Annotated in this window: 17 protein-coding genes; 9 read left to right on the forward strand and 8 right to left on the reverse strand. The window is 59.5% G+C overall.

The genetic code is table 11. The features are described 5' to 3' along the window. Nucleotides 1–120 precede the first annotated feature (120 nt). The gene (locus FBY01_RS26315) at nucleotides 121–1,539 is read left to right on the forward strand and encodes a short-chain fatty acid transporter (protein ID WP_010458328.1); all 1,419 of its coding nucleotides are present in this window, start codon (nucleotides 121–123) and stop codon (nucleotides 1,537–1,539) included. Nucleotides 1,540–1,574: 35 nt separating this feature from the next. Here the strand turns inward: FBY01_RS26315 and FBY01_RS26320 are convergent, their stop codons facing one another. Both FBY01_RS26320 and FBY01_RS26325 read right to left on the reverse strand, forming a co-directional pair. After that, nucleotides 1,575–1,919, reverse strand: a complete 345-nt coding sequence (locus FBY01_RS26320; RefSeq protein WP_010458329.1) for a DUF86 domain-containing protein — start codon at nucleotides 1,917–1,919, stop codon at nucleotides 1,575–1,577. After that, complete coding sequence (locus FBY01_RS26325; RefSeq protein WP_010458330.1) at nucleotides 1,916–2,206, reverse strand: nucleotidyltransferase family protein; 291 nt, start codon at nucleotides 2,204–2,206, stop codon at nucleotides 1,916–1,918. The genes FBY01_RS26320 and FBY01_RS26325 overlap by 4 nt, the downstream gene beginning before the upstream one ends. A gap of 234 nt (nucleotides 2,207–2,440) precedes the next feature. Between FBY01_RS26325 and FBY01_RS26330 the strand changes: the two genes are divergently transcribed. The 4 genes from FBY01_RS26330 to FBY01_RS26345 all read left to right on the forward strand — a co-directional run bounded on the left by FBY01_RS26330 (nucleotide 2,441) and on the right by FBY01_RS26345 (nucleotide 7,819). After that, nucleotides 2,441–4,138, forward strand: a complete 1,698-nt coding sequence (locus tag FBY01_RS26330) for a molecular chaperone HscC (protein ID WP_010458331.1) — start codon at nucleotides 2,441–2,443, stop codon at nucleotides 4,136–4,138. An 11-nt stretch (nucleotides 4,139–4,149) separates the two neighbouring features. Next, a complete protein-coding gene (locus FBY01_RS26335) occupies nucleotides 4,150–5,871 on the forward strand; it encodes a J domain-containing protein (RefSeq protein ID WP_145310056.1) in 1,722 nt (573 codons plus the stop codon). A 73-nt stretch (nucleotides 5,872–5,944) separates the two neighbouring features. Then, the gene (locus FBY01_RS26340) at nucleotides 5,945–7,117 is read left to right on the forward strand and encodes a hypothetical protein (protein WP_010458339.1); all 1,173 of its coding nucleotides are present in this window, start codon (nucleotides 5,945–5,947) and stop codon (nucleotides 7,115–7,117) included. 177 nt (nucleotides 7,118–7,294) lie between these two features. Further along, complete coding sequence (locus tag FBY01_RS26345; protein WP_145310054.1) at nucleotides 7,295–7,819, forward strand: SET domain-containing protein-lysine N-methyltransferase; 525 nt, start codon at nucleotides 7,295–7,297, stop codon at nucleotides 7,817–7,819. Nucleotides 7,820–7,825: 6 nt separating this feature from the next. Here the strand turns inward: FBY01_RS26345 and can are convergent, their stop codons facing one another. Next, nucleotides 7,826–8,470 (reverse strand): carbonate dehydratase, encoded by a 645-nt coding sequence (gene can, locus FBY01_RS26350; protein WP_010458342.1) that lies wholly within the window; start codon nucleotides 8,468–8,470, stop codon nucleotides 7,826–7,828. Nucleotides 8,471–8,612: 142 nt separating this feature from the next. Here can and FBY01_RS26355 point away from each other — a divergent pair, with 142 nt between their 5' ends. Continuing rightward, nucleotides 8,613–9,017 (forward strand): serine kinase/phosphatase, encoded by a 405-nt coding sequence (locus FBY01_RS26355; protein WP_145310052.1) that lies wholly within the window; start codon nucleotides 8,613–8,615, stop codon nucleotides 9,015–9,017. A gap of 111 nt (nucleotides 9,018–9,128) precedes the next feature. Here the strand turns inward: FBY01_RS26355 and rimI are convergent, their stop codons facing one another. Both rimI and FBY01_RS26365 read right to left on the reverse strand, forming a co-directional pair. Beyond that, nucleotides 9,129–9,581: a ribosomal protein S18-alanine N-acetyltransferase gene (rimI, locus tag FBY01_RS26360; RefSeq protein ID WP_008145534.1), complete on the reverse strand. Its 453-nt coding sequence runs from the start codon at nucleotides 9,579–9,581 to the stop codon at nucleotides 9,129–9,131. Next, nucleotides 9,574–10,320: an energy transducer TonB gene (locus tag FBY01_RS26365; RefSeq protein ID WP_145310110.1), complete on the reverse strand. Its 747-nt coding sequence runs from the start codon at nucleotides 10,318–10,320 to the stop codon at nucleotides 9,574–9,576. The genes rimI and FBY01_RS26365 overlap by 8 nt, the downstream gene beginning before the upstream one ends. Before the next feature lie 219 nt (nucleotides 10,321–10,539). Between FBY01_RS26365 and mksB the strand changes: the two genes are divergently transcribed. Genes mksB through mksF form a run of 3 tightly spaced genes read left to right on the forward strand, consistent with a single transcriptional unit; the run spans nucleotide 10,540 to nucleotide 15,345 of the window. Next, entirely contained in the window at nucleotides 10,540–11,817 is a 1,278-nt protein-coding gene (mksB, locus tag FBY01_RS26370) for an Mks condensin complex protein MksB (RefSeq protein ID WP_010458351.1), read from the forward strand. Continuing rightward, complete coding sequence (gene mksE / locus FBY01_RS26375) at nucleotides 11,807–12,508, forward strand: Mks condensin complex protein MksE (RefSeq protein ID WP_077749032.1); 702 nt, start codon at nucleotides 11,807–11,809, stop codon at nucleotides 12,506–12,508. Before mksB ends, mksE begins: the two co-directional genes overlap by 11 nt. Continuing rightward, the gene (gene mksF / locus FBY01_RS26380; RefSeq protein WP_010458353.1) at nucleotides 12,505–15,345 is read left to right on the forward strand and encodes an Mks condensin complex protein MksF; all 2,841 of its coding nucleotides are present in this window, start codon (nucleotides 12,505–12,507) and stop codon (nucleotides 15,343–15,345) included. Before mksE ends, mksF begins: the two co-directional genes overlap by 4 nt. A gap of 216 nt (nucleotides 15,346–15,561) precedes the next feature. Here the strand turns inward: mksF and FBY01_RS26385 are convergent, their stop codons facing one another. From FBY01_RS26385 to FBY01_RS26395, 3 genes are read right to left on the reverse strand one after another with little or no spacing between them, the layout of a single operon-like run. Next, nucleotides 15,562–17,865: an intermembrane transport protein PqiB gene (locus tag FBY01_RS26385; protein ID WP_010458354.1), complete on the reverse strand. Its 2,304-nt coding sequence runs from the start codon at nucleotides 17,863–17,865 to the stop codon at nucleotides 15,562–15,564. Continuing rightward, nucleotides 17,858–18,481 (reverse strand): paraquat-inducible protein A, encoded by a 624-nt coding sequence (locus FBY01_RS26390; RefSeq protein WP_145310050.1) that lies wholly within the window; start codon nucleotides 18,479–18,481, stop codon nucleotides 17,858–17,860. Before FBY01_RS26390 ends, FBY01_RS26385 begins: the two co-directional genes overlap by 8 nt. Next, nucleotides 18,468–19,127, reverse strand: coding sequence for a paraquat-inducible protein A (locus FBY01_RS26395; protein WP_077749035.1), 660 nt, complete (start codon nucleotides 19,125–19,127; stop codon nucleotides 18,468–18,470). The genes FBY01_RS26390 and FBY01_RS26395 overlap by 14 nt, the downstream gene beginning before the upstream one ends. Nucleotides 19,128–19,308: the final 181 nt, after the last annotated feature.

A 19,308-nucleotide genomic window follows, 5' to 3' on the forward strand; every position in this document is an offset into this window, starting at 1 on the left:
TCTCAGACGGGTTAATCTTCGTCACAAAAAAATGACCGATTGAATTACTGTTGGCACCTGTCCAGACGGGCCTTTGCCGCCCCAAAGACCACAATAAACATAAAAATTCGAGGTACTCCCGTGGCCGCTGATATCGAAGATACCCGCTCCGCACGCTTTGCCCTGCGCTGTTCAAGTTTTGCCGAACGCTGGTTCCCCGACTCGTGGGTATTTGCCGCGCTGGCGGTGATCATCGTGGCCGTGGCGACCCTGTTCATGGGCGCCAAACCCACTGACGCGGCCATGGCTTTCGGTGATGGGTTCTGGAGCCTGATCCCGTTCACCATGCAGATGGCGTTCGTGGTCATCGGCGGTTATGTGGTCGCCAGCTCCCCGCCCGCGGTGAAACTCATCGACCGCCTGGCCCGGATCCCGAAAAACGGCCGCTCGGCCGTGGCCTGGGTCGCGTTGATTTCCATGGTGGCGTCGCTGCTGAACTGGGGCCTGTCGCTGGTGTTCGGCGGTCTGCTGGTGCGCGCCCTCGCTCGCCGCACCGACCTGAAAATGGATTACCGCGCCGCCGGTGCTGCCGCGTATCTGGGCCTTGGCGCCGTGTGGGCCTTGGGCCTGTCGTCGTCCGCCGCGCAATTACAGGCCAACCCGGCCAGCCTGCCACCCTCGATTCTGTCGATCACCGGCGTCATTCCGTTCACCCAGACCATTTTTCTCTGGCAGTCCGGCGTCATGCTGCTGGCACTGATCGTGATTTCGCTGATCATCGCCTACGCCACCGCGCCGGGGCCGAAAACAGCCCGCGACGCCGAAGCCTGCGGCATCGACCCGAGCTTCAACCTGCCACCGCTGCAACCGCGCACCCGCCCCGGCGAATGGCTGGAGCACAGCCCGTTGCTGACGATTTTGCTGGTGCTGCTGGCCGCAGGGTGGCTGTTCCACGAGTTTTCGACTAAACCGGCGATCAGCGCGATCTCGGGCCTGAACACTTACAACTTCCTGTTCATCATGCTCGGCGCGCTGCTGCACTGGCGCCCGCGCAGCTTCCTCGATGCCGTATCGCGAGCGGTGCCAACCACCACCGGCGTGCTAATCCAGTTTCCGCTCTACGGCTCGATCGCTGCGCTGATGACCACGGTCAAAGGCACTGACGCGCAGACCCTGGCCCACCACATCTCGACCTTCTTCGTCAGCATTGCGTCCCACGACACTTATGCGCTGCTGATGGGCGTTTACTCGGCGATTCTCGGTTTCTTCATTCCATCCGGCGGCGGCAAATGGATCATCGAAGCGCCTTATGTCATGCAGGTGGCCACCGACCTGAATTACCACCTGGGTTGGGCCGTGCAAATCTACAACGCGGCTGAAGCCCTGCCGAACCTGATTAACCCGTTCTACATGCTGCCGCTGCTGGGCGTGCTCGGGTTGAAGGCGCGGGACTTGATTGGCTTCTCGTTCGTGCAATTGCTGGTGCACACGCCGCTGGTGCTGTTTTTGCTGTGGGCGCTGGGGACGACGCTGACGTATACGCCGCCGGTGATGCCGTAAACGAAGTTGATTGCACCTGTGCAAAGCAGGTGCAATCAGATTTGATCGGAGGGTAAAACCTTCAACAACTCAGGCAAGGCCGTCTGAACGGTATCCCACACCACTTCGAGATTGATATCGAAATAGCCGTGAGCAATGCGGTTGCGCATACCTCGCATGCTGCGCCATGGCACTTGTGAATTTTCGCTCGCAAAATCCGCATAGCCATCCATTACTTTGGTGGCTGCTTCACCAATAATGATGAGGCTCATGATCACAGCTTGCTGGGTACGTTTGTCTTCGGAAAACTCTTCTTTACTCAAGCCTTCGACAAAAATCAGCGCATCGCTTGCGGCTTGCCGCATATGGTCAAGGTAATCTGCGAGACGGTTAACAGTCATACGGGACGAGCCTGTTCGAGTACCTGCTGACGAAACTTCAACGGAAGATCTCCCGGCGTCAGCAGATCAACACTGACCCCCAGCAAATCTTCGAGCTCGACTTGAAGCCCTCCGAGATCGAAAAGCGTGGCCCCTGGGAGAGCGTCCACCAGTAAATCAAGGTCACTCCCTTCTTTATCTGTCCCGAGTAACGCGGAACCAAATACACGAGGGTTGGACGTACGAAATCGACCGACGACCTCGCGGACGGCTGCTCGTTTTAGATCCAGTGCAGTAGAAGGTTTCATGGGTGACCTTTGCCAAGTCCAATACTGCGCCAGTCTAGCAGTGCTCGAGAGCGGTAGACACTGCACCTCTTGTAACCCTCTGTCACATCCAACGCTTGCGGACCAAACCACGTCCCGCCGCAAATAATAGCTCAGTGCCACTACTTTCCTTTACCGCCCCGCTGCTCCGGTAATATCCTTGCGCGAATATTATCTGTTTCAACTTTTTGCAGGCCGGAAAGGGAGTTCATCGCCATGATCGTAGGGATTGACCTGGGAACCACTAACAGCCTCGTTGCCGTCTGGCGCGGGGAGTCCAGCGAGTTGGTGCCCAATGCACTCGGCCAGTTCCTCACTCCCAGCGTGGTGGGTCTCGATGATCAGGGCCGGGTTCTGGTCGGCCAGGCTGCCCGCGAGCGCTTGCACACTCACCCGCGCCAGACCGCTTCGCTGTTCAAGCGGCACATGGGCAGCGCTACGGAAGTGCGTCTGGGAGACCGGTCATTCCGTCCCGAGGAGCTTTCGGCGCTGGTGCTCAAGAGCCTGAAGGAAGACGTCGAGCGGGCCTTCGGCGAAACCGTGCATGAAGCGGTGATCAGCGTGCCGGCCTACTTCAGCGATGCCCAGCGCAAGGCCACGCGCATTGCCGGTGAGCTGGCGGGTCTGAAGGTTGAAAAACTGATCAACGAGCCAACCGCTGCGGCGCTGGCATATGGGCTGCATCAACGGGACAAGGAAACTTCGTTCCTGGTGTTCGACCTCGGCGGCGGCACCTTCGACGTGTCGATCCTGGAGCTCTTCGACGGGGTCATGGAAGTGCGCGCCAGCGCGGGCGACAACTTCCTGGGTGGTGAAGATTTCGACAGCGTGCTGCTTGAGCATTTCCTTGAGCACCATCGCAACACCGACAACTTTCCTGACCGCAACAGCATCATCCAGCCTTTGCGTCGCGAGGCCGAGCGCGTGCGCAAAGCCCTGGGCCAGGACAGCAGCGCCGAATTCAGCCTGCGGGTCGACGGCCAGCAATGGACGCAAACCATCACCCAAGCGCAATTGGCCACGCTCTACACGCCGCTGCTCGAACGCCTGCGCACACCGATCGAGCGGGCCCTGAGAGACGCGCGGATTAGGGTCAGTGATCTCGACGAAATCCTCCTGGTAGGCGGTACGACGCGCATGCCGCTGGTGCGCAAACTGGCGGCCGGCCTGTTTGGGCGTTTCCCTTCGATCAGTCTCGATCCGGACGAAGTCGTGGCCCACGGTGCGGCGATCCAGGCTGCCTTGAAAGCACGCTCCGCCGCGCTGGAAGAAGTGGTGCTGACCGACGTCTGTTCTTACACATTGGGCATCGAGACTTCGACCCAAATCGGCCAGCAGTACGAAAGCGGGCATTACTTGCCGATCATCGAGCGCAACAGCATCGTGCCGGTGAGCCGGGTCAAGACGGTGTACACATTGCAAGATAACCAAGAGCACGTGCTGCTGAAGATCTTTCAGGGCGAAAGCCGCCTGGTCAAAGACAACGTGGCATTGGGCGAACTGGACATCAAAGTGCCGAAACGCAAGGCCGGCGAAGTCGCCCTCGACGTGCGTTTCACCTATGACAACAACGGTTTGCTTGAAGCCCAGGTGGTCATTCCCCTGACGGGCGACAAGCATTCGCTGGTCATCGAAAACAACCCCGGCGTGCTCACACCCGAAGAGATTCAGCAACGCCTGGAGGGCCTGGCGCTGTTGAAGATTCATCCGCGCGATCAGCAGGTCAATACGGTGTTGACCGCACGTCTTGAGCGTCTCTATCAGGAAAGTCTGGGGCAGATGCGTGAACAGATTGCTCATTGGGCCAAACAGTTTCAGCACGTGCTTGATTCGCAGGATGAACGGCGGATCCGTGAAGCGCGCAGTGAACTGACCCAGCAACTGGGCACGCTGGACAACGGTCTCTGGCACTAAGGAGCAGCAACATGGATTGCTGGTCTGTGCTGGAACTGCCCGAAGACGCTGATGCGCGCACCCTCAAGCGAAGCTATGCAAGGCTGCTGAAAACCTTCCGGCCCGATGAAGATCCCGAAGGCTTTCAGCGCTTGCGTGAAGCCTATGAGGAGGCGCTGGGTGTTGCGCAATGGCGAGCCGAATACGCCGCCGAAGAACATGAAGTCGCAACGGTCGACATTGTCGAGCAGCCCAATCACACCGACCTTCAGGCAGGGTCCGATGTGCTCGGCGTGCGTCCGTTGAGCCTTCAAAATCCGCCTCCACTTCGGCCCTTGAACCTTGAAAGTCCGCCCCCTCTGCGCTCGCTGAACCTTGCACCGTCCAACCCCCAGCCCCTTCACGAACCGGTTGCAGCGCCGGACGAACTCGCGGCGCGCGCCTTGCTCGACGGACTCTCCGAGCAGAATCTGTCCGAGCGCTGGGCCCAAGCGCAACAACAGCACTGCGCCAAGGCGTTTGAACAGCGATTGCTGGCGTTGTGCTTCGATCATCCGGGCTTGCGCAATTCGATTGCCGCCTGGGCGGTCCAGCACCTCGATTGGCTCGCGCCCTGGCAAAACGTCGAAATGACCGATTGGCAGCGAGACGCTCTCGCCAGCGGCTTGCTGCAGGATTATCGGCAGGCGTTGCAGGAGTTGCTCGAAGCCGGCAAGGAGCGGGAATTCCTGACACAGCTTAAAAGTTACACCGTGCAACCCTGGCTGCAGGTGTTCGATCGACGTCAGGAGTGGCAGCGGATCCTCCTGCAATTGTTCAACGACACCGAATGGAGCCTGCCACTGTTCGATCGCGTCGGTCAGGTGTTTGGCTGGGACGATAAAAAAGGCATTCATCCTGAACCGATGTCGCTCTGGCAGGCACTGATTGAGCGCTGCAATCAGGAAAGCTTCTACGCAAGCCTGCAGGCCAAGGCCCAAGACAACCGGACCTGGGCCGCTGACGTTCAAGCCGCGCACTTGCTGATGAATCCGATGCAGCCTGGCCAACAAAAGAAAATGATCGACGGCTTTGGCCAAAACGAATGGCAGGCCTGTCATGACCTTGCGCAAACCCTCAAGTGGCGTTACCCGCAATTGCGCTTACGGTTGCCCCACGCCGATGTTTTTCACTGGCGACGTTTCCTGCCGCGCCCCATCGCCGACGAAACCTGGGTGCGTGTCTGGGCGGGCATCGCACTGGCGCTGTTTTTGTTTTATTTCCCGACCGAATACAAATCCAAAGGCTTCAGCATCAGCATCCCAATGATATTTATCCCGTTGGCATTCGCCTGCGTGCTGGTCTGGTTCTTCCGTTTCGCCATGAGTTGGTGGGTGCCGATCATCTCGCATGTCGTTGTCCAGGACCTGTGGCTGACCGAAGGCCTGGTCCCCCGCCACTGGAACCCGGATACCCGTTGGTTGGTGATGCGACACGGTGTTCCGCAAGCCGTCCTCACGTTGCTGTTCGGGCTTCTGTTGGGTTGGCCGGGCATGGCGACTTATGTCGGTTTCATGCTGATCGGTCTCTTGCACAAACGCCGTATCGGTCAGCTCGATCCTGAACTGGCCGCTCGGCGTCCCTGGCTGACGGCGCTGCATTGGGCGCACTTCAGTCCGTTGCAGTTGGTGTTTTTGCTGGTGATGGTCGGCGTCATCTTCGTGTGTCGGATGTATTTCCCGGAATATCACCTGACTCATTTGATGTTCAGGTGAGCGATTGCCGGCCGATCTGCTTAAGTAACTATCGCCCGCGATCAACGCGGCCCACGCTGAAAAGGATCTGAGCATGTTCAAACTGACAGGACTTACCCTCGCGGCCCTTACCCTGAGCGCCGCCGCCCACGCCAATGTCGATCTGAAACTGGGCAGCACCGAACGCGTCACGCGGCTGTTCGCCTACCCCAACAACTGCAACGTCGTCTGCTTCCGCAACTGGACGCTTGAGCAAACCGTCGAGCACTACCTGACCCAAAGCGTACAGCGCGATGGCTACAGCACCGCGAAAGTGCGGGTCAAAACCGATAACGGTCAGCTCTACGCCGACATCAGCGGCGTGCCGAAGGGTTACGAAAAACCGTTGTCCGCGCTGCTCAATGCCGGTGATCTGGCCTACACGGGCGCCAAAAAGCTCAACGTTGATGGCAAGTGGGCTTACAGCTGGTATCTGTTCCTGCCACTGGGCATGGCCCTGGAAAACCGCAAGAGCGTCGAGCTGCTGCATTTCCCGCCGGATTACTCCCTGACACAGGCCCAGGATTACCTGCGCTCCGCCACCACGGATCGCTGGGCCACGCTGCTGACCGACAACGGTATCCCCGCCGATCAGACGCCGGGTTACCAGACCATCATTGATATCGCGCCGATTGCGGCGCCAGCCAGTGCGGGCAAGGATCTGGAAGGTGTCTACGACTACTTCAAGGACTACCAGACCACCATGGTCAAGGAAGTCAGCCAGAACGCCCGCGGTGCCACGTTGCCGATGGTCGCGTTTGGCGCACCGGTGCGTAACTGGATCAAGCAGCAATACGGGCCGACCGTGAATGTGCTGGGTCTGGCCACGATCAGCCCGAGCGCCGGGGTGAAGGTGCCGGTGCTGGGCTCCAACCACCCGAGCTACATCTGGTACGCCGCCAACCCAGAGAGCTACACCGGCGACGATGCTCAGGCCAAGGCCGATGCCGCGGGCCTGAAAGTCATGGGCCAGGATTTGAGCGCCGCCTGCTGGCAGGCCGGTATGGGCAGCAAACCCGGGACCGACCCGACCGCTCAGCTGAAAGGCTGCACACAGACATGGCAAGTGACCCAGAAAGAAAAAACCTGCGAGCTGTTCTACACCTCGATCCGCAACCTGACGCCTGAACAAGCCGTGGCCAAATGCGCGACGACGCCGATCCAGTCCGAGCTCAAACAGCTGCAAGCCCCGGCACCTGTGACTGCGGCTCCGGCGCCTGCGCTGTAAACGCCCTTGCACGTTTGCGTGTGAGCGAAGGCTTACGCGCAAAAGCGCACTTTCCTTCTGTCAGTTCTGACAGTAGACCCGTCGTTTCATTTGCGAGATCTTGAGGTAACCCCCTGTGTTGCAGGGCTGACAGGACGTCAGTTGGGAAGTCGCAACGCGCTGCCGACAAGGATCGTTATGAAACCTAATTCCCTGCACGGGCCCCTGGCGCAAGCTCCCGATGGATTCTATCCATTCCCGGAGCTACCGCCAGGCCTTGGATTTCCTTCCCGGGTCGATTTCGAGATTATCTACAACGCGAGTGGGTTGGCCGCGGCCATCGTAGCCCTGCGCGAATTCCCACAGATCAGCCGAATCTGCCGCGTGTCGGGGCATCTCGTGCCTTATCGCCATCGACATACCCGGCAACTGGCGCCTGGTATCCACGTCTACGACCCACACTTCAGCGGGCTGCTGAGGCACTCCTGCGACCCCAATGTCTTTCTCGACATGAGCGAAATGTGGTTGTGGGCACTGACGGATATTAATAAAGGCGACAACTTGACGATGGATTACGCCACGACCGAAGACAAACTGCTGCGCCAGTTCGCCTGTCAGTGCGGGTCCCCGGAGTGTCGAGGCTGGATCTGCGGCTACGATGAACAGCCGAACGCCGACGGCCAGTTGTATTTCCACCACTGGCGTCGGCGCAGTCTCTGTTGAACCGTTTTACAGCGTTTCGACCGGACGCAGTCGGTACTGCGGCGGCAATTGCTCAAAACCGCTGATGGTCGTGTTCAGGCTTTTCCAGCGGCCATCCTTGATGCCGTAGATGCAACCATGGATCGACAGGTTCTGCCCGCGATGCCAGGCGTTTTGCACAATGCTGGTATGGCCGACGTTGGCCACTTGCTGGATCACGTTGAGCTCGCAGAGACGGTCGACGCGCTCTTCTTCGGTCGGCAACCCGGCCAGTTCTTCACGCTTCTCGTAATAGAGATCACGGATCGAGCGCAGCCAGCCGTCGATCAGGCCCAGCTGGCGATCCTGCATCGAAGCGCGCACACCGCCGCACCCGTAGTGGCCCGTGACGAGGATGTGTTTGACCTTGAGCACGTCGACTGCGTACTGAATCACCGACAGGCAGTTGAGGTCAGTGTGCAGCACCACGTTGGCCACGTTGCGGTGGACGAACAGGTCGCCGGGCAGCATGCCGACGATCTCGTTGGCAGGCACCCGGGCGTCGGAACAGCCAATCCACAAGTATTCCGGCGTCTGTTGGCGAGCCAGCTTGGAGAAGAAGTCCGGATCTTCCTGTTTGATCGCTTCGGCCCAGCGTTCGTTGTTATCAATCAGATCTTGTAATTCGTTCATGCTGTAAAGCCTCAAGAATGATGCGCTGGTTTGACAGACAACCGCCCGTCGGGGTCACGCGCTTGATGCAAGTAATGCCAGGTGGAATTCTCAGGAGTTCAGCGGGTCCACCCTAGTAAGGCCCACAGTATGAGGAATTGCCATGACTGATTCACGACGTCCGTACGATGCGGTGCAGCCCGAGCCCATCGACGACAACGAAGACCGCATGGGTTCGATGCATGAACTGGATTTCGACGAGGAAGAACCCAGCGCGAAAATAGGCGACGAACTGCCGGAAAACGAGCGCGAACGGCTGATGCCTCGGGAACGTGTGCGTGAAGCGGGCATGACGGGGGCCTCGACCGATGACCATGAGTCTACAGATGATGACATGAGCCCGGAAACGTTGATCCGTGAAGACGGTGCGCGGGATGCCCATGAGGCCGGTGAGGGCAATCAGGCGGATTGGGATTTGAGTATTGTCGATGAAGACGATATTGGCGGGGGCAATGGGCTGGATGAGGCGGAGATGGCGCGGCGGGATCCGATGGACGGTAATCGTTGATCGTAGAAGTCAGTCAGCACGCCTTCGCGGGCAAGCCTCGCTCCTACGGGATTAGTGGGTACGACACCAGTCCTGTAGGAGCGAGGCTTGCCCGCGAAGCTTCAAAAAGGCTCAGTCGACCAAAGTACAGGCCATGACCACGGCATCTTCCCGCCCACCCACCGCCGGGTAGTAATCCCGCCGCCGCCCAATCTCGTTAAACCCATAACGCTCATACAACTTGAACGCGCCACGGTTGCTGTCGCGCACTTCCAGAAAACATTCCCGCGCCTTGGCGTCATACGCCCGGGACATCAAATGCTCCAGCAGCGTCAAACCCAGCCCACGGCCCTGATTCTCGGGCTTGACGGTGATGTTGAGCAGATGCGCTTCATCCAGAATGATCTGCACCACGCCGTGACCGACCTGTTGCTGCCCTTCGAACATCAGCCAGATCTGGTACTTGCCCAGCCCATCCAGAAAAATCCCGCGGGTCCAGGGATGGCTGTACGCCGCGTATTCGATTTTCAGTACAGCGTCCAGGTCCGCCTCGGTCATCGGGCGGAACGATACAGCGTCACTCATTTGATTCTTTCCAGCGCGCCATCAGCCGACGCATGGCTTGCCAGACATCAGCCTTACGCTGTGGCTCTTCCATTAATAATTCCAGGCCCGGCAGGGCCCAGACCGAGCCCAGGCCTTCGACCTGGAGTTCACGGTTGAAGGATTCGGCGTTCGCCTCACCGGCAAAACGCACCGCTGGCAGGCCGATCAGCCACACGCAAACGCACGGAGCGTCTTCCAGCCGGGCCGAGAGAAAACCTTGCACGAAGTCCCGAGCGGCTTCCGGTCCCTGATCCATGGTGCCCCGGGCCAACAGCGGCCAGCGCACCGGCTCGCCGATGATTTGCGGGCTGTCCGGCAGACCGGCGGCGCGCAGCATGTCTTTGAGCAGCAGATAGGCCGGATCGCGGGTCTGGAACGTTTCGCCTGTGGGTAACTCGACCAACAGCAGGCACCGACCAGCGCGCAGCAATTGCAGGGAAAAACGCGGTGGCGGCACTGGCACAGACTTGGCGACGACCGGCGCGACTTCTTCTTCGACCTTGGCGTTCGTGCGGGTGCTGGCCAGCGATGGCCGCGGCACCTCGATCTTGACGCGCTCCGTCGGTGCCATCACCGGCGCAGCGGCAGCGGCAGGTGCTGGCGCGGAGGCAGGCACCACCGGCGCGACGACCAACGGCTCCGGCATCTCCATCAGCTCGGGACGCGATGGCGCGGCAAAGGGCAATTCAGTGCGCGGCAGCCAGTTGACCACCTGCATGGCAGTCAAATAGGCGCGGCGACGGGACTCGATTAGCAAAGGTCGGCCACTTGTGGATAACTAAAGTGCGCTGATTCTACCGCCCTTCGCTCAAGATCGCCCGCGCTTGATCGATACTCTTTCCCTTAGAAACAGCTACAGCCCGTCCCGAGAGTGAATCGCATCGGTCCCGATGCAGTACAATCGCGGCTTTTAATCGCCAACCAGCCGGCCATTCCGATGATCGAACCCAAGCGCGTCTTGCGCGCCCTCGCTGAACACTGGGCACTTCTGGAGCCACTGTGCGAGCACTTCGACCAAGGCACATTGAGCCTCAACGAACTGCGTTCACAGTTGGCCGCCCAGCAACTCGACAGTACGCCGCAGGACATCACCAGCCTGCTGGACGTGTGGATCCGCCTCGACATTCTGGTTCCCGTGGCAAAAAGCCCGAACCGTTTCGAGCTCAATGCGCAGATCCACGACTTCCTCGCTTACCTGCGCCGTGAGCACCGTCTGGGCCTGTGCCTGGAGATCGAAGCCTATCTGCGTCACCTCGAACGTCTGGCCGGTTATATCCAGGACGCTTTCGACATTCGCGATGGCCACGACCTGGCGCGTCAATTGCGTCTGCTCGACATGCGCGTACGCGACGTGTTGAAGAAGTTGGCCAACGACGAACAGGCCCTGGTGGCCGTCGCCGAACGTGCCAAGACCAGCGACCGGCAGATCCCGCTGCGTCAGCGTTACGCCGAAGTACTGGCGACCTGGGACGAATACGTCGAGCCGATGATTCAGTTGGTGAACGCCGACGGTGCCTTCGAGCAAGGCGTGCGCAAGGTCGAGAACGTCCTGCTGCGCATGCTCACCGAACAACAGCGCCTCGGTCACCTGGTCGACGACGACATGCTGCTGCGTACTCACGCGCGCATTCTCGAAATGCAGACCAGCGCCCAACTGACCCTGCGCCACGCCCGCGAATTGCTGCTGCCGCTGCGTGAAGAAGCCCGTCGACACAACGCCGTGACCCGTGGCGCTGCGCTGGCCTTGTCAGCCATTCGTCGCAAAGGCATCGATGCGGTGCCGCAAGCGGCGATGCCGATGTTCACCCGCCCGCAAAGCACCTTCCTCGGCAGCGCCAGTCAGGTCGAAGCCTACGTTTATGCGCTGGCCCGATTCGAGCCGAAACCGGCGCGCTTCCCCAAGGCCCACAAAACGCAGAAAGGCGAAGCGCCACGCGCGCCACGCACGGTTCGGGAAATGCTCGAACGCTGCGAAGACGCCCTGCCGATGCCGGACCTGATGACCTGGCTGCTGGAGCAGGAGCCCGACGGCGCCACCGACGAATTGCTTTACTGGTTCTCGCGCCTGTCGCGGGAAAAACGCTTCACACGCGAGCGTCTGGAACGCCGCGATTACCACACTCACGAGCACCAGGTCAGCCTGCGCTCCTTCGCCCTGCTCTCGGCCCGCGACACCGCCGCCGAGGATTCTGCGAGCACCCCACATGCATCTTGATCTATCCGAACTGTCCCAACTGGCGCCGATCTTTCGCGAGCTGTTCAAGGGCTACCACGTCAGCCGCCGCGACCCGGAGCTGTACGCGCAACTGTCGAACTTCCAGGACCAGTACCGCACGCTGTTCAGGGCGCTGGGCTATGAGTTGGTCTGCGACACCCGTGGTTTCTATTACTTCGTGCCGGACCTTGCGGCGGCAGCGGTGAACAAGACTGCGCAACGTCTGGCGTTGTTCACCTTCATCCTCGTCGAGCACTTGGCGGATCAGGGCCGTGACCCGGTCGCCGTGCTCGACGGTGGCAGCCTCGGCCGCGATGAATTGCCGTCCTTGCTGGAAAAATACCGCGACCTGTTCATCCAGGCCGAAGTGCAGACCGTGGAAGAACTCGAAGAAAAAATCATGCGCCGCATGACCCAGCTCGGTTTTGCCGGCGAAGAAAACGGCATCTACCGCTTCCTGCCGCCGATGCATCGTTTCCTCGATGTTTGCCTGTCGGTTCAACAAGACCGCGATCTGGCGGCCAGCCTGCACAGCGTCTTACCGCTGCCGGTTCCGGTGCTGATCGATGACGACAGCGACGAAAAACTGCTGCAAACCGATGATCCGCTCGATCTGAGTGACTTCGAAGAAGAAAGCGAAGAAGACGCCATGGCCCGCGCCATTGCAGAAGAACAGGAGACCGACGCATGAGCAAGGAACGCTACGGCATTCGCCGCTTTGCCCTTTTGAACACCGCCGGTTACAGCCTCGGCCTGTTTCCGCTGGAAGAACCGTTGTCGGTCTACGGCGCGAACAACCTCGGTAAATCCGCCTCGATCAACGCGTTGCAGTTTCCGATTCTGGCGCGCATGTCGGACATGAGTTTCGGCAAGTACAGCCTGGAACAATCCCGTCGTTTCTACTTCGCCTCGGACACCAGTTACATCCTGGTCGAAGTCTCGCTGCCCCACGGCCCGCACGTAATCGGCGTGGTCGGGCGCGGCCCGGGCGGTGGTTTCGGTCACCAGTTCTTTGCCTACGCCGGCAAACTGGACCTGGCGCATTACCAGAAGAACGACACCTGCCTGCGCCAGAAAGAGCTGTTCACCAACCTTGAGCGTGAGGGCTTGAAAGCCTATGAACTCAAGCCGGATGAGCTGCGTCGCTTGCTGGTCGGCGGTCACACCTCAATCCCGCTGGACCTGACCCTGATCCCGCTGCGTTCTACCAGCGAGCAGAGCCTGAAGACGTTCCGCGCACTGTTCATCAACCTGCTGCACATGCGCGAAATCACCGCGGCCAAGCTCAAGCAGCTGTTCCTCGATGCGTTTGAACACAGTCTGCGTTCCGGTAGTGTCGATTACATCGCCGCGTGCGAAGAAGCGTTCCGCGATGTACGCCGCATGGAGCAGGACTACAACTCGCTGGTCACCGCCGGCCCGTTGGTTGAAGCCCTTGCCGCTGGCGTGACCCAGCGCAATATTCTGCGCGGCAAGTTGCACCGGATCTCGCCGTTGCTCGACTCGCTGCTCGGCACTTGGTCGGATTACGCCAGTGCGCGCAAGGAAGAGCTGACGATTCAGGCCGAGCACTACCGCAACGAGCAGGACGCGCTGCAAAACGATCAGCGTGGCGGCACTCAGGAGTTGATGCGCCTGGAGCGGGAAATAACCGGCATCCAGCGTTGGCTCGGCGAACTCTCGGCGTTGAAGAATCGCTTCGCGTTGGTCGATGACGTCAAAGTGCTGGAGCAGCAACTGCTCGCGGCCAAGGACGCGCACGATGAACTGGCCGGTGCGCTGGCCCAGTCGCGGCAGTTCTCTGCCGAAGACCTCGAAGAACGTCTGCGGGACCTGGAAAAACGCCTGAAATCGGTGAAACAGCAACTCGATCACGCCGACAACAACAGCTACGCCCGTCTGCGCGAAGAGTTCTCGCAGCAGGACGTTGAGCGTTTGATGCGTCTGTTCAACAGCGCGCTGTTCAGCCTGCCGCTGGGTGAGCATGGCATTACGCTGGATGAGGACGGTCAGTGGGTCAAATCCCTGGAGCTGATCCTCGACGGTTTCAAAGGCGAGCGTTTCGAAGTACCAGGCCTGGCCATCGACATCTCGCATATTGAGCCGCCAGCCCTGCAAGCCCTGGCCGACCGCGCGGCATTGCGCGATCAGAAAGACCGCCTGGAGAAAGAACTCAAGCAACTGAAAACCCAGGCTGCCGTGGTCGCCGACCGCGCAGCGAGCAAGACCCAGACCGAAGCGCTGTACCAGCAAGTGCTGGATGCGCAAAAAGCCTTGGAAGATTTCCGCCGTGCACAAACCCTGAGCGCCGAAGAAGGCGACAAGCTGGAGCAACTGGCGCAGATGGAAGCGGCGCAGGACGAATTGAAGCGTTCCAGCGATGCCTTCACCGAGCGCGTCCAGCAACTGTCCGCCAAGCTGCAACTGGTCGGCCGGCAGATCGGCGACATGGAAGCCAAGCAACGCACCCTAGACGACGCTCTGCGCCGCCGTCAGCTGTTGCCCGCAGACCTGCCGTTCGGTACGCCGTTCATGGACCCGATCGATGATTCCATGGACAACCTGCTGCCGCTGCTCAACGACTATCAGGACAGCTGGCAGGGTTTGCAGCGCAGCGATGGCCAGATCGAGGCGCTTTATGCGCAGGTTCGCCTCAAGGGCGTGGCCAAGTTCGACAGCGAAGACGATATGGAGCGTCGCCTGCAACTGCTGATCAACGCTTACGCGCACCGCACCGACGAAGCGCTGACCCTCGGCAAGGCGCGCCGTGCGGCGGTGACCGACATCGCCCGGACCCTGCGCAACATCCGCAGCGACTACGACAGCCTTGAGCATCAACTGGCGCTGTTCAACCGCGAGATCAACAAACGTCAGGTCTCCAACCTGCAGAGCTTCCGCATCGTGCTCGCGCCGAACAAGGAAGCCCTCAAGCACATCGACCAGATCATCCACAGCGCCGGTCAGTACGAGGAAGGCGAAACCCTTTCGGTCTTCGACCTGAGCCAAAGCGCCGATCAGGACAACAAGAACGAAGAAGCCAAGGAATACCTGGCCCGTCTGGTGGCGGCTAACCACAACCAGCTCGGCCTCAAGGACTTGTTCGAACTGGCGTTCGAGATTACCAAGGTCAACGGCCAGCCGGTGATTCACACCGACATCGACGGCGCGGCCTCCAACGGCACCACGATGACCATCAAGGCGCTGACCAACATGTACTTGTTGCTGCACTTGATGGACCGTGATCAAGCCGGTCGCGTGCGCCTGCCGTACTACCTCGACGAGGCGGCGGACATCGACGAGAAGAACCAGGCTGCGCTGCTGGAAACCAGCCTGCAACTGGGCTTTGTGCCGATCCTGGCGAGTGTGAAACCGCAGGTTTGCGCCAGTGTGGCGATCGACCTGGAAGGTGGCAGCGGGCCGAACGGGATCTACATCGATGAGGCGGACTGGAAGTACATCCGTCGTCATGATGAGGTGAAGGCTGTGGTCAGCGTTGAAGCAGATGAGCCGGAGCTGGACGCGGTTTGATTTGCGTTAATCGAAGGCATTAAAAAGGCCGCGATCCAATGGATCGCGGCCTTTTTTTTGAGCATGTCTTTTTAGTGATTCAGTGTACTTGAGGGCCTCTTCGCGAGCAGGCTCGCTCCCACAGGGGGTTGGTGTCGATCACAAATTCCGTGGCCACAGCCAATCCCTTGTGGGAGCGAGCTTTATCGCGATGGCGGCAGCAGGGACACCAATAGTCTATTTACCGAGTGAAATCTTCGGCGCCCAGGTCAGCCATTCATCTTCAAACTTGTCGAACAGCGGGAACGTCTGCTCTGGCCGCGCCGGATTGCCCATGCGATCACCCTCCGGTGTGGCGAAGGCGATACCGCCCTGAATCAGCGTTTCCAACGATTCGGTACGGACCGTCGCGCCTTTGAACAAGCCGTAGTCGAACCCGAAACCGCTGGTGTTCCAGAAACGCGTGCCGCTGCGCACCAATGGCGCGTATTTCGGCTCGATCAGAATGTGCACCAACACACGGTCAGCGGTCTGACCCAATTCATAGCCCGTCACCTTGCCCACGGTGACCTCGCGGTACGTTACCGGCACACCGGTTTTCAGTGAACCACGGCGAGCGGCGCTCAACACCAGACTCAAACCGGCTTCTTGCTTGGCCGATTCCGGTGGAGTGGCCAGGGCGACGAAGTTCTTCTGCGGACCCAGATTCTTCGCTGCCGGCTGCACTTCGATGTATTGGCCAGTTACCAGCGTTTCCAGGTTGGAGGTCTTGATCAGGCCCAACTCAGGCTTGACCACCCAGAACTGACTGCCGACCCGGGCAATGCGCTCCGGCACTTCGGTGATTCGTGCGGTGAGCATCACCGATTGCAGGTCATCACTGAGGTCGACATCTTCGATCTTGCCGACATCCAGGCCTTTGAATCTCACGGGAGTGCCACTGCGCAAGCCATCGGCGCGATCGACCTTGATCGTAACCACGGCGCCTTTCTGGTTGGCTTCCTCATGGCTGGCAAACAGGCGGAAACGCGGAATGCGTTTTTGCAACGGCGCCTTGGCTTCGGGGGTTTCGAAAGCGATGCCTCCGGCCATCAGGCTTTGCAACGATTCACTTTTGACCTGGATTCCACCGGTCAGTCCGCCTGTGAGCGTGATGCCGCTGGCATTCCAGAAGCGTGTCGAGGCATTGACCAGTCCTTCGTATTCCTTCTCGATGTGGACACCGATCACCAGTTGCTTCTTCTTTTTGGAGAACTGATAGCTCTGCACCGAACCAACCTTGACCTGCTTATAGAGAATCGGACTGCCGACTTCCAGCGAACCCAGGTTTTCGGTGAACAACACCAGGTGCAGACCGGGCGAACGCAGGTCCAACGGCGGCGCCTTGGGTCTGGCCACAAATTCACGTTGCGGCGCGGCCCCTTTGTCGCCCGGTCGCACAGCGATGTAGTTACCTTTGACCAAGGCCTCCAGCCCGGTGATGCCCGCAAGGGAAATCGACGGTTTGACCACCCAGAACTGAGTGCCTTCGACCAGGTAATCCTCGGCCAGTGGATCAAGTGTCAATTCGGCAGTGGCAGCATTCAGGTCCGGATCGACCTTCAGCGCTTTCAGGTTGCCGACCTGGATGCCTTTGTACATGACCGGAGTACGGCCGGCCTGCAGGCCTTCGAAATCGCTGAGTTTGACCTTGACCCGAATGCCGGCAGCGGCGGCATCGAAGTCCTCGTAGAGGCGAAACGGCAGGCTTGGATCGGTGGGCGGGCTGTCCTTGCGATTCTCCGGCGTGGCGAAGGCGATACCGCCGGCGACGATGCTGGCGAGCGATTCGCTGCGCACTTTTACACCAGACAGGTTGGCGTCGATGCTGATGCCGCTGGCGTTCCAGAAACGGGTGTGTTTGCGCACCAGATTGGCGTAGGTGGGCTCAATGAACACTTTGAGCTCGACTGTGCTTTGATCTTCCGACAGCAAGTAGCTTTTGACCTGGCCGACCTTGATCTGCTTGTAGAACACCGGGCTGCCGCGATTCAGTGAACCGAGACGATCAGCCTTGATGGTGAGGTGCAGGCCGGGCTGAGAGTCTGACAGCGGGGGCTCTTCAGCCAGGGCCTTGAACTTGCGGGTAGGCTCGCCCTCGCCGGGGCTGATGGCCACGTAGTTGCCGGACACCAGCGTTTCCAGCCCGGTGATACCAGCCAGGGTCACGCTCGGTTTGACCAGCCAGAAACGGGTGCTGGTCTTGAGGTATTGCTCCACGTCCTTGTTCATCTCGACGGTGGCGATCACACCTTTGGAACTGCCTTCGTCATCGAGCTTAAGGGTTTTCACCTTGCCGACTGGCATGCCCTTATAGACGACTTCAGTCTTGTTGGCCTGAATGCCTTCACCGCTTTCGAAACGCACCTGTATCTCGATGCCAGTTTCGCTATAGGCACGCCAGCCGAGCCAGCCGCCGATGATCAGGGCGATCAGGGGCAGCACCCAGATGGCAGACCAGTTCGAAGCCGGTCGGGTTTTAGCTGTAGGCAAATCAGTCATGGTCGTCGTCCGACTCCGTGTTATCCCAAATCAGTCGGGGATCGAAAGTAACTGCGGCAAGCATCGTCAAAATCACCACACTGGCGAAAGCGATGGCGCCAAGATTGGCTTCGACGCTGGCAAGCCGTCCGAAATTCACGACCGCCACCAGGATGGCGATCACGAAGATGTCCAGCATCGACCAGCGGCCGATGAACTCGATAAAGCGGTACATCCAGATTCGTTGGCGTGCCGAGAGGGGCTGGCGACGTTGTACTGAAAACAGCAGCAGCGCGATGCCCACCAGCTTGAACGTCGGCACCAGAATACTGGCGATAAAAACCACGGCGGCGATGGGAATCATGCCGTGCTGAACCAGCTGGATAACGCCCGACATGATGGTGCTGGGATCGCCCTGCCCTAATGAGCTGACAGTCATGATCGGCAGCACGTTGGCCGGAATGTAGAGAATCGCTGCGGTGACCAGCAGTGCCCAGGTCCGCATGACACTGTTCGGGCGACGGGCGTGCAACAGCGCACCGCAACGGGTGCAGGTTTGCTCGTCGGTGTCGGCTTCCTGCTTGTTCAATTCATGGCATTCGGTGCAAATCAGAATGCCTGCATCAATCGCCCGCATGGGCATCCTCTCCTGACAAAGCCTGCCAGATCTGATGAGGCGACATCACGACCTCCAGCCAGACCTGGACCAACAACAAACTGATAAAGCAGGCCAAACCGAGTCCTACGGTAATGGCTGCCATATCTGCCAGTTTTACGATCGCCACCAGTACGCCCATGAGGTAAACCTCGAGCATCCCCCAGTCCCTTAGATGGTGATAAATACGGTAGAGCAGCAAACCGTAGCTGCGTCCGATATCAAACCGGATGCTCAATAGCACGGCCAATTGGCAGAGCAACTTGAGCAACGGGATTCCCATGCTGCACAGGAACACAATCACCGAGACGCCTTGCATGCCGGTATCGAACAGACCGACAACGCCGGTCCAGACGGTGTCTTGCGACGATTGCCCGAGTAGATTGAGCTGCATGATGGGTAAAAAGTTCGCCGGGATGTACAACAACAGCGCGGCGATGACCAACGCGAGACTGCGCTGCACTACGTTGTGCCGATGGGCGTAGAGTTCGTAACCGCAGCGCGGGCACAGGGCTTTCTCGCCATGGGCAAGCTCAGGCTTGCGCATCAGCAAGTCACACTCATGGCAGGCCACCAAGTCGTCCAGCGGTAATTCTGACAGCCCGGGGGCGTCAACCGGATCTGGCATAAGGGCTCTGGCTCCGAAAAAAGTTGGACCTATTCTAGTGTCATGAGTCGAAAATAACTGTGCAAATTTGTGTTGTAGCTTGAGGAGAACTTTCCTGCGGACAAAACAAAACCCCTACCTGCATACGCAGATAGGGGTTTCGGAATTTAATCTTGACGATGACCTACTCTCACATGGGGAA

The organism is Pseudomonas sp. SJZ077 (genome assembly GCF_007993905.1).
Classification (GTDB): Bacteria; Pseudomonadota; Gammaproteobacteria; order Pseudomonadales; family Pseudomonadaceae; genus Aquipseudomonas; species Aquipseudomonas mandelii.